The sequence below is a fragment of the Bradyrhizobium sp. WYCCWR15520 genome, from assembly GCF_056174665.1.
Window position 1 is genome coordinate 1 of record NZ_JBWBWM010000108.1, and the last position, 5,896, is coordinate 5,896.

Consider the following 5,896-nt stretch of genomic DNA (forward strand, 5'->3'; position numbering starts at 1 on the left):
TCTGACACGGGTCATGAACATCGTCGGGACCAAGCCGCTGATGGCTGCGATCGTGGCCTGAGACCGAGCCGATCCTTGCTTCTCACCGGCTTCCCTGGGAAGGGTGTTTTTACACGGCCAAGACCCATCTCGGACATTTCGGACTCAGGCTTGCGGAGGAGAGCGACTTGCGTGCTAGATTTAGTTTGGTGGCGGTTTAACTCCCCACGCCTGCACTAGCAGACGATCGATCAGCACCGTGTCTGGATCGGTAAGATGCTGAAGGAGTGCCTTCTTATGGTCCCTTAGTTCAATTTCGCTAACTTTTCCCAGAGCAAGAATCTTGTCATGCATCACCTCAAGCATTGACAGGTGGTGCGTCCGTCGGCTTTCGCCGACTTCAACGGTTCTCACATGCACTTTGGTCTGGACATTTCGAACCCCTGCAGCCTTTAGCAGCCAAGGCAGCATTCGCCCGGTAGCTCCGTTGCCGCCGCCGAGTCGGAAGGCTTCGTCATACAGACCCCGCAACAGCGTCCACGACGGATGTTCCGGGTAGCAGACGTAGGATACGCGGTCGTAGTCCTGTAGCACGATGGTGCCACCGACCTTCAGGAGCGCCAGCATCGCTGTGATAAGTGCTTTCTGGTTAGCCTCGGGAACGTTGATAAAAACCAGCCGCTCGTGAATCAGATCGAATGATTCTTTTTCGAGGCCTGTTCCCAAAGCATCGCTGAGAATCACGCTGACGTTATTCAGTTCACGCCGCTTGATCTCGTTCCGCGCCATCTCGGCAAAACGCTCCTCGCGCTCGATGCCTACAACTTCTCCCGACCTGCCAACACGATCCGACAGCAGGTCCAACACCCCGATTGGGCCGCAGCCAATGTCTGCGGCGTGCCAACCATGTTCAATGCCGATGCGGTCGAGGAGCCATCGAGCCTCTGGCTCAAGCCCCTGAGCTTGAATCAGCAAACGTTGGAGTTCAGTCTGGTTGCCGCCAAAAACATAATCTGCCGATTGATAGTTCATGTGATATCCTATTCACTTGTTTTGCTGGCCCGGCCCGCATGCCCACATCACAATAGATCCGATGCGAGATACGCCGGCGAGGCGAGCATTCGTGGACCGTCAAACGGATCCCGTAAAAATACCGCGCGGCTCAATGGATGGGTTTGAGGCGACGTACGCGATCTCACCACGCGTGATGCCGATATCATTCAGCTCCCGATCGCTGAGTTCATCCAAAGTGCTTTGTAACTTCTTGCCTGTGCGCCAATCTTGAAATGCATGCCAATATTTCCTGAAAGAGACGGGTCGCGTTAAGGCGGTCGTCCTCCCCAGTCCGATTGCATCTTGAGCCGCATTCATTGGGCTATCTCCCGGGCCGAGCTTTCACCGGGCGATAATGCCAAGGCTGGGATGCTTCGCTTGATCGAATGCTTACATTTACCTCACCAACCTCTTATATTTTGGGTTGCTGTCGTATTTGGCGTCTTCTGATGTTCGGAAATCCGCCCCGAGGAATGACACGTTGCGGTATTTTTTCGAGGATTACTCTTTCGACACCGACCGGCGCGAGCTACTCCGTGGATCGGACACTGTATCTGTCGCGCCGCAGGTTTTCGAACTCCTCGATTATCTCATCCGCAACAGGGAACGCGTCGTCAGTAAGGACGACTTGATCAATGCCGTTTGGAAGGGGCGTATCGTCTCCGAGGCGGCTCTCACGACGCGCCTGAACGTTGCTCGCGCTTCGATTGGCGACTCCGGCGGGGAGCAGCGGCTCATAAGGACGCTGCCGCGCAGGGGCTTTCGGTTCGTCGGAGCTGTCCGAGTTGCGCCGGGACCCGCAGACAGGGGCGCCGTCGAGGCAGCGTCGCAAATTCCGAGACCCGGCTTCCCGTTGCCGGACAAACCCTCAATTGCCGTCTTGCCGTTCCAGAATATTTCCGGCGATCCGGAGCAGGAGTATTTTGCTGACGGTATCGTTGAGGACATCACTACCGGGTTATCACGATCCAGGCTATTGTTCGTAATTGGACGAAACTCATCCTTCACCTATAAGGGCAGGTTGGTCGACCTCAAGGAGGTAGGACGGGAGTTGGGCGTTAGATACGTCTTGGAGGGCAGTGTCCGCAGAACTAGTAAGAGAATCAGAATCACGGCTCAGCTCATCGACGCTACAACCGGTGCTCATATTTGGGCCGATAAATTTGATTCCGAGTTCGAGGACATTTTTGACCTGCAGGATCGCGTTACAAATAGCGTAATAGGTGCGATTTCTCCGAGACTATTGCAGGCAGAATTTGACCGGATACAGCGCAAGCCGACCGAGAATCTCCAAGCCTACGATCATGTGCTGCGAGCCCTCGCTTGCACTTACAAATATACCGCGGAGGCCAACGCCGAGGGGCTCAAATACGCTGAGACTGCAATTGGCCTCGATCCTGGCCTGGCTCTATCCTATGCGCTCGCCGCCAATTTTCACGCTCAGCGCAGGGCATTTCCCTGGGGTCTTGCTCCCGGGATAGCCGAGACGAGACGCTTCGCCAGACACGCGCTTGAACTGGATGCACACGATCCCACGGTACTTACACTAGCGGGGTGGGCACTCGTCGACGTCGTCGGTGATCTGGATGATGGAGCGGCGTTTCTATTGCGCGCAATCGATCTCGATCCAAACATGGTTGCCGCACGAATTTGGAGCGGCTACGCGCAAATCTATCTTGGAAACCCGCACATTGCTATCGAGCAATGCAGCCTGGCCGTGCGCCTGAGCCCGCTCGATCCACGCATGTTTCTGGCTCACGTGGCCATGGCTACTGCGCATTTCCTCGCGAGCCAATACGAAGACAGCCTGGCCTGTGCGGCGACGGCAATGCGGCTAAGACCAAATCTTCCCAGTATTCATCGGGCAATGATGGCCGCCCAGGCGATGCTGGGAAGACAAGAGATCGCGCGAAAAAGCTGCGCGCGATTATTGGAATTGGATCCGACACAAAGCATTTCAAGAATGAGACGCCTGCCATTTCGTCGCGCCGAGGACGTAAGGATGTTGGAAGAAGCTTATCGACTGGCCGGTATGCCGGAATGACCCCTTTTGGCCCTCAGCCGAACTGCCTATGAGACATCGCAAAGGCCGCTCTCGGAGGAGAACCGGACCTGACGAGCTGGGCGGTCGGACCGCCGCTTGTGACCCGTTTCAGACATGGGGGGCCCAATCTTTGCTGTGACACACAACACGGCCTCTCATGCAAATGATGTGGTAGGGTATGGTTGTCGCTCTTAAGCCGTGTCATTGACATTCGCACCATCGGTCGCCATCCGCTCGCGTCGGTCGGAAGCTTTCAGCCTTCAAGGATCGTGAACATCGCAGTAGCGTTGCGCGGTCACTCTGAGTGGCAGCCCGGCGGAATCGTCCTGTCGAGATAGACGGCGACCGGCCCGGTCAGCGCCATGCCGCGCAACTCACTCGGCGATATCAGCCGTGCGCCGATGATCTCGCGGTTGTCGAGCTGTAACTCGGGTAGCTGATCCAGTCGTAGTTCAAAGAAATGCACTTTATCTTTTCGCCCGTCCCAGAGGCCCCAGGCGTCGCCCACGGCGACCAGCGGGAATGCTCCGGCGAGGCCGATCTCTTCTGCCAGCTCGCGCCGAGCCGCTACTTCAGGCGTCTCACCCTGCCGGACAGTGCCGCCGGGGAAGTTCCACTCGATCCTATACGACGAGCGCACCAGCAGTAGCGCCTGACCGACGTAGACAGCCACAAGGGCCCCCTCATGCTGCTGGTGCCGCAGTCGCCACCAGATGCGGGCAATCGGGAAACCGACGCGGTATGCTGTCCGCCAGGCAGCGTCGAGAAGCGTGGAACGTCGAGCTTGTCCAAGATCTGACATGGATCAACCTCTACTACCTTTGCCGGTAAGAAGGACAGCTTTTCGCGCCGGCACTGGGGCTCGGGCTGTTGTCCCAGCTACATCTTGTGGTGCCCCTGAAGCCGAGCCGTCGACATTCGAACGATGCCCACCTCCATATTGCTGCGAGCCGATCAGGTGATCGAATAGGACCTGCTTGCAGCAGCGCATGAGTCTGTTTTTGCCCGTTGGAGACATGCCGAGCACGAAGGGCAATGTCGGTTCTCGGGAGCAGAACGGAAGTGCCGGAGACAGGCTGCGAGTGCAGCTTATGACCCTGGCTGTGTAAAAGCTCAAAAATCGAAACGCGGCGAAGAATGATATTTTTCCAGTTCGACCTCTAAGTTCAATCCGCTTGCGCGTTGAGCGACTAAGGCGGTCTCGGACGAATAACTTCTTCTATCGCGATTGAGCGTCTTCGCGTTTTTACACAGCCAAGACCCCCAAGGCGGACATGGGCAGCGGCCCGCTTAAGTCCGCTTCCGACGCTTGGCTGATACGTGATTCGGACACTTTCCGGGCTCGGCCGTGATCTCGCCATGTTGTCGCCCCGTTGCGCATGGAAAGCTCGCTGCCATGCTCGCCTTCAGGGTCATCTTCACCGGTGCGGCGATAGGTACGCTAATCCTGGTTGCGGTCCACCAACGCGCCTTGCGCCCCGCCGAGATCGCCTCGCTCGAGCAACCGTACGAAGCGCCGGCGCTGGAGTCCGACCGCCTCGACGGTCTGGTCAAGCTACGCGAGCAGATGATGCAGGCCCTGCCGCGGCCGCAGCCCGAGCCCGCCCCCGAGCCGCCATTGCAGGAAGTCACGCTTGGCTCGATGCCTGATGCTGCTTCCGGTCCATCGTCGGCCCACGCCAAAGCAGGCGACGATTTGATCGGGACAAGATCGGTACCGTTCGGTCACTATGATGCCACCCAACCGGCGCCGACAACGAGCGATGAGACCGGTGTTGCCTCCAACCCAGCGTCGGCGACGCAGGATTTCCAATATCTCATCTATTACGTCTGGTCCGAAGTGCCGCCCGCCGAGAAGCCGGCGGAGACCGTCCTGCGTTCGCTCAAGGACATCCCGGTCGGAACGCCGGTCGAGGAAATCAAACGTGCTTCCGACGCGTTCGGTCTCGATTTCAATTTCATGAAAGCGGTTGCCAAGATCGAGTCCGGTTTCAACCCCAATCAACGCACCGGGTCGTATATCGGCCTGTTTCAGCTGAGCGAATATGAGTTCAGCAAATTCGGCTTTGGGCAGATTCGCAGTCCCGCGACAATGCCGTTGCGGCCGCCTACAAGGTCATTACCGAAGGCATCCTGTTCGAATGGATCACGCACCGGAAGCCGGACTTGAACGATCTTTACCTGATCCATCAGCAGGGCTGGGAAGGCGCCGCCGAGCACATCAGCCAGCCCGATCGCATCGCCTGGAAATCCATGTGCGCCACCAGCGAAGGCAGGGAGAAGGGCGAGAAGTGGTGCAAACGCGCGATCTGGGGCAACACCCTTCCGGCCCTCAAGAAGGCGTGGAAATCGGTGGACAAGGTGACATCGGAGGCGTTCGTCGGCATGTGGCGCGCGCGGGTCGCTGAATTCTATTCGAAGTACATGGCGACCGCCATCGCCGCAGGGGCAAAGCAGTAATTCCGTTGCGTGGTCGGCAGAAGCTGCCGCATCCCGCCGCCGAGCCCGTCTCACTTCACGATTCAGAAATCGCCGCTAACGAGGTGGTCGACCAAGTTCCGATGTCTACTCATGGCCCGTTGCTGACCTGCGCGACGAGCGCGCAGATGTCCGATTTGTGGGGTGGAGCGGACTAGCGCCGATGGATCGGCGAGGTCGCCTGTTGACCCTGGCTGTGTGAAAACGCTGTGCCAGCTGGTATGATTCCCTCGTGATTCTGCGGGGGGAATTGATGAGGCGCTTCGTTGAAGAGGCGGATCGTGGGCAATGGACGCTGTTGCCCGAATGCCTCGATGATTTCATTGACGAGAGTAATCCTGT

7 protein-coding genes are annotated in these 5,896 nt (G+C 57.9%); 3 read left to right on the forward strand and 4 right to left on the reverse strand.

Translation table 11 applies throughout. The features are described from left to right. Positions 1-180: 180 nt before the first annotated feature. Positions 181-1,011 carry a methyltransferase domain-containing protein gene (locus AC0QUY_RS42050; RefSeq protein WP_475391665.1) on the reverse strand — a complete coding sequence of 277 codons (831 nt, stop codon included), beginning with the start codon at positions 1,009-1,011 and terminating at the stop codon, positions 181-183. A gap of 99 nt (positions 1,012-1,110) precedes the next feature. Then, the gene (locus tag AC0QUY_RS42055; protein ID WP_475391667.1) at positions 1,111-1,350 is read right to left on the reverse strand and encodes a DUF1127 domain-containing protein; all 240 of its coding nucleotides are present in this window, start codon (positions 1,348-1,350) and stop codon (positions 1,111-1,113) included. Between the two features lie 163 nt (positions 1,351-1,513). On the opposite strand from AC0QUY_RS42055, the gene AC0QUY_RS42060 reads away from it, so the two are divergent. Next, positions 1,514-3,076, forward strand: a complete 1,563-nt coding sequence (locus AC0QUY_RS42060; protein WP_475391669.1) for a winged helix-turn-helix domain-containing protein — start codon at positions 1,514-1,516, stop codon at positions 3,074-3,076. A 295-nt stretch (positions 3,077-3,371) separates the two neighbouring features. Here AC0QUY_RS42060 and AC0QUY_RS42065 read toward each other — a convergent pair whose 3' ends face one another. Next, positions 3,372-3,878, reverse strand: coding sequence for an NUDIX domain-containing protein (locus AC0QUY_RS42065; RefSeq protein WP_475391670.1), 507 nt, complete (start codon positions 3,876-3,878; stop codon positions 3,372-3,374). A gap of 594 nt (positions 3,879-4,472) precedes the next feature. Here AC0QUY_RS42065 and AC0QUY_RS42070 point away from each other — a divergent pair. Beyond that, positions 4,473-5,246, forward strand: a complete 774-nt coding sequence (locus AC0QUY_RS42070; RefSeq protein WP_475391672.1) for a hypothetical protein — start codon at positions 4,473-4,475, stop codon at positions 5,244-5,246. Next, a complete protein-coding gene (locus tag AC0QUY_RS42075; protein ID WP_475391674.1) occupies positions 5,243-5,536 on the forward strand; it encodes a hypothetical protein in 294 nt (97 codons plus the stop codon). Before AC0QUY_RS42070 ends, AC0QUY_RS42075 begins: the two co-directional genes overlap by 4 nt. 172 nt (positions 5,537-5,708) lie before the next feature. On the opposite strand, the gene AC0QUY_RS42080 is transcribed toward AC0QUY_RS42075, so the two are convergent. Next, a partial coding sequence (locus tag AC0QUY_RS42080; RefSeq protein WP_475391676.1) for a hypothetical protein occupies positions 5,709-5,896 on the reverse strand: 188 nt, incomplete at its 5' end.